At 50.7% G+C, this 4,061-nt stretch carries 6 protein-coding genes and 1 tRNA gene; 4 read left to right on the forward strand and 3 right to left on the reverse strand.

Going from position 1 to position 4,061, the window contains the following annotated elements:
- Positions 1-65: 65 nt before the first annotated feature.
- The 3 genes from HMPREF9371_RS01775 to HMPREF9371_RS01780 form a co-directional block, all read right to left on the reverse strand.
- Positions 66-539: an immunity 42 family protein gene (locus tag HMPREF9371_RS01775; RefSeq protein ID WP_009118113.1), complete on the reverse strand. Its 474-nt coding sequence runs from the start codon at positions 537-539 to the stop codon at positions 66-68.
- Entirely contained in the window at positions 536-1,072 is a 537-nt protein-coding gene (locus HMPREF9371_RS12385; protein ID WP_156786965.1) for a hypothetical protein, read from the reverse strand. Before HMPREF9371_RS12385 ends, HMPREF9371_RS01775 begins: the two co-directional genes overlap by 4 nt.
- Positions 1,073-1,345: 273 nt before the next feature.
- Positions 1,346-1,436 (reverse strand) — tRNA-Ser (locus HMPREF9371_RS01780).
- A 440-nt stretch (positions 1,437-1,876) separates the two neighbouring features.
- Between HMPREF9371_RS01780 and smpB the strand changes: the two genes are divergently transcribed.
- The 4 genes from smpB (at position 1,877) to HMPREF9371_RS12995 (ending at position 3,897) form a co-directional block, all read left to right on the forward strand.
- Positions 1,877-2,326, forward strand: coding sequence for an SsrA-binding protein SmpB (gene smpB / locus HMPREF9371_RS01785; RefSeq protein ID WP_269596920.1), 450 nt, complete (start codon positions 1,877-1,879; stop codon positions 2,324-2,326).
- 66 nt (positions 2,327-2,392) lie between these two features.
- A complete protein-coding gene (locus HMPREF9371_RS01790; RefSeq protein ID WP_009118115.1) occupies positions 2,393-2,755 on the forward strand; it encodes a hypothetical protein in 363 nt (120 codons plus the stop codon).
- A gap of 89 nt (positions 2,756-2,844) precedes the next feature.
- Positions 2,845-3,621, forward strand: coding sequence for a type I methionyl aminopeptidase (gene map / locus HMPREF9371_RS01795; protein WP_009118116.1), 777 nt, complete (start codon positions 2,845-2,847; stop codon positions 3,619-3,621).
- Between the two features lie 60 nt (positions 3,622-3,681).
- The gene (locus tag HMPREF9371_RS12995) at positions 3,682-3,897 is read left to right on the forward strand and encodes a lipoprotein signal peptidase (protein ID WP_232203108.1); all 216 of its coding nucleotides are present in this window, start codon (positions 3,682-3,684) and stop codon (positions 3,895-3,897) included.
- Positions 3,898-4,061: the final 164 nt, after the last annotated feature.

The following is a 4,061-nucleotide window of genomic DNA, read 5'->3' on the forward strand; positions in this document are numbered from 1 at the left end:
TTCTCGGCGTCGAAGCGCTTGTTCAGGTAGCCTGCTTAGAAGGTCAGAAACGGGTAATAGGTTGCTTAATTATTTTGCTTTGGATAACCATCTTTCAGCCATTGATCCAGTTGTATCATGATATTTTTATAATATTCCAAAGGTATCACTTTTTCCCTGTATAGCTCATCGTCTTGCTTATAAAAAATTCTCAAACTATCTCCAACAATTTCACACATTAAGCTCAATCCGTTATCCCAAAAACCCTCCGTAGCCCAATAAAAAAGATCTTGATCATTTACCTTTTTTTCGAATATTTCATATGCATCAAAATTTAATTTATCCAATGGAATATTGCTTCCTTTAAACGGATGATTAAGAATCTCTTCGAAAAAAATTTCTACTAAATTATAGACATTAACAGTTAATGTAACCGTAGGATCTTTTCCTGGATAAGCTCTCCCATCAATCCATATATTAAGTGGGCCCAATGGATATGGATTGTTATTGAAAAGTACATCAAATTGAATAAAAAAATCCACATCATCGCCAAAAATCATCTTAATTCCTTTCCTCTCCAGCCCAGCCTTCTAAGACTGGCTTTGTCTTGATTATCTAGTTGTAACGGACTGCTTATATCTCCGGTGCTACCGCTCCAATGCCACTGGTCATTGTTATCCTTGCTAAAACGATGGATATGTCCATATTCATCTCTAGCAAAACGAAACTTACTGTCGGAAACTGGAATAGATTCTTTAAATAAATCTAACGAGTTTTGTGGCTCTCTACCTGCCCGTCTATTCCAACCCCGCATACCCGCCGTGTGTTTTTCATTAGATTGGTAAACAAGCTGGGTTTCCCGATTATCTAATCCTTTGACATTGACTGAAGTTGGTTTTGGAACAGGAGAACTTTTTCCTCCCGAAGAGCGACTTCCCGTCGAAGCCATCACCTGATCCGGTACAGGCCGGGGCGTTTGTTCGTTACCAACATGATTTGGGGCGGACGGACGGAGAGATTGTTCGGATGCTGATTGCGCCACCCGGCAAATATCCCAAGGGGCTGCACCCGCTTGATAACGACTGTTCAGCACATCCGATCCTATCGCCTTCTGCGTAAGGTATGCCGGAGACAGGATGCAGATCGGAACCGCTGTCGGTTAGCTTATGGGCAGCAGTGCCGTATTTGAAGTACCCGATTGGCTCTCTGCATAGTCTGTGCTGGTAAAGCCAACAGTCAGCGGGCAAGTGGGACACCGACGGGGGAGGTGAGAGGGGAGTGTTTGGCATTAGGTACCCAATTAGGTACCAAAACCAGAGCGGATAAAAATAATACCCTGATAAATCAGGGTATTATTTAATTTACTTGGCGGAGGCGGTGAGATTCGAACTCACGGAGGGCTATCAACCCTCGACGGTTTTCAAGACCGTTGCATTAAACCGCTCTGCCACACCTCCGGCTAACGGAAGCGCGCATTATACCGCTTTTTTACATATTGGCAAGCAATTTTTAAGAAGAAGTACGAGGCGTCGGAAACGAGGCACGCTGCTGCAAGCTCGTTTTCCAAGCATTCTTAAAATTTATTGCGGGCGTAGCGGCGTGGTTGCTGAAACGGTTTTAGCATTAAAAACCGCCTATATACCAAGCGCAATACGCGCAAGCTTGGGACACCTGGTAAACGCTTCCAACACAGCAGACGCGGCTGTTTAAACGGTCAGCCACACGGACTGGCCAAGCCAACATAATGCCGTAATACCACGCCTCTGTGCCGCCAACGGCCTCTAAGGTGCGACCATCTGAATGGACGGGAGCAAAGCAAAAGCGCCTGCTCTTTTGCCCGATTTCTCCTGCGGCATGATTGCTGTTACAATCCGCGGCCTATAGCGAAGAGACACCGATTATGAGTATCGCCAACAATAAAAAAGCATTCCACGACTACTTCATCGAAGACCAAATCGAAGCCGGCTTGGTGCTGGACGGCTGGGAGGTCAAAGCTATACGTGCCGGACGGGTGCAGTTAAAGGAGAGCTATATTCATTGGAAAAAAGGGGCGTTTTATCTGGTGGGCTGCCACATCACGGCGCTGCCGACCGCTTCTACCCACGTCAAGCCTGATCCGGTTCGCCAGCGCAAACTGCTGCTCAAGCAAGCCGAAACCAACAAGCTGATCGGCAAAACCGAGCGGGCCGGCTACACCATCGTGCCGCTCAATCTGCATTATCGGCGCGGCTACATCAAAATGGATATAGGCTTGGCCAAAGGCAAGAAACAGCACGACAAGCGCCAAAGCATGAAAGATGCCGACTGGCAACGTGAAAAACAGCGCCTGATGAAGCACGCGCGCTAAACACCATCACGGCAAAGGCTACCTGAAAGCCTGGCGACATTTGGAAACAGAAAGAAAGAGAAAACCATGCGGCAAAGCTCTTTATTGATTCCCTTGGTGCTGATCATCGTCGGCGCCATTTGGTTTTTAAAAAGCACCCATATCCTACCGCCTACGGCCACTTTGCTGGCGATCGGCTTGGCTGTGGGCGGCGCGGCAGTGCTGGTGATGGACGGCATCAACAAGCAAAGCATTGTTTCCGGCCCGCTGCTCATCTACATCGGCGCCGCAGTCTATTTGAAAAGCCAGTATATTTTCGACCAAGGGCCGCTGATTGCTTTGGGGCTGATGGTAACCGGCTGCCTGATGCTGTTGGCGCGCAGCAGCCTGATCCCGCCCAAATACAGCGCCCACGGCCTGCGCTACCGCCGAAAAGACGGCGGCGAATAAACAGCACCCTCCCCGCTTATCCCACGCCTCAAATCTGATCCGGCTTCGGGCCGCTCAGATTTGATGTGTGATTCATCCATGGAATAGATATGCCCGTTATCATCAAAACCCCTGAAGAAATCGAAAAAATGCGCGAACTCGGCCGTTTGGCCGCACAAGCGCTCGACTACATCGGCGACTTCGTCAAGCCCGGGGTCACCACCAATGAAATCAACCAACTGATTCACGATTACCACATCAATGTGCAGGGCGGCTATCCCGCGCCCCTGCATTACGGCAACCCGCCCTTCCCCAAATCCTGCTGCACCTCGGTCAACCACGTGATCTGCCACGGCATCCCCGACGACAAGCCGCTGAAAAACGGCGACATCGTCAATATCGACGTCACCATCAAAAAAGACGGCTTCCACGGCGACTCCAGCCGCATGTTTGCCGTCGGCCAAATCAGCCCGCAGGCCAAACGGCTGATCGACGTAACCCACGCCAGCATGATGGCCGGCATCGAGGCAGTAAAGCCCGGCGCCACCTTGGGCGACATCGGCCATGCCTGCCAACAGGTGGCGGAAAACGCCGGTTATTCGGTGGTACAGGAATTCTGCGGCCACGGCATCGGCCGCAGCTTCCACGAAGAACCGCAGGTACTGCATTACGGCCGCAAAGGACAAGGCCTGCGCTTGGAGCCGGGCATGATTTTTACCGTCGAACCGATGATCAACCAAGGCAAGCGCCATCTGCGGATTCTGGCCGACGGCTGGACGGTGGTGACCAAAGACCGCTCACTGTCCGCACAATGGGAGCATGAAGTGCTGGTGACCGAAAGCGGCTATGAAATTCTGACCGTCAGCCCGAAAACCGGTCTGCCTTAGGATATGTCGTCACAAAGCCTTGCGACGTTATTTTTGTTCCAAACCTGCATCTGCAGCGTTATCCCCCAAGGGGAGGCAGAAAATGCTCGCAAGCTGAGACCTTTGCAAAACCCCCATCTGCGGCGCATTTCTGCGTTGTGTGCTGCTCGCTCGCTTGCCTATCTATGTGATATGTCTTCGCCCGCTGCGCTGCTACGCCTTGAACTGCATCCACATCTGGAGGTTTTGCAAAGGTCTCAAGCTGTCCAATCTGGCTGTGCTGGCTGGTTTGACTGACGCAGCGTGTCAAACCGCCCTCTTCAAGTGAGTTTGGCAGCGGCAAGTTTTGCCTCGGCAGCACAGCAGATTTGCGAAGCTAAAAAACCGCTTCGCAAGCATGATGACCACACGCCCTAGGTCGAATCGACATTCAACCCACCCACAAGGTAATTGATGCGAGA

The organism is Neisseria shayeganii 871 (assembly GCF_000226875.1).
In the GTDB taxonomy this organism is placed as follows: Bacteria; Pseudomonadota; Gammaproteobacteria; order Burkholderiales; family Neisseriaceae; genus Eikenella; species Eikenella shayeganii.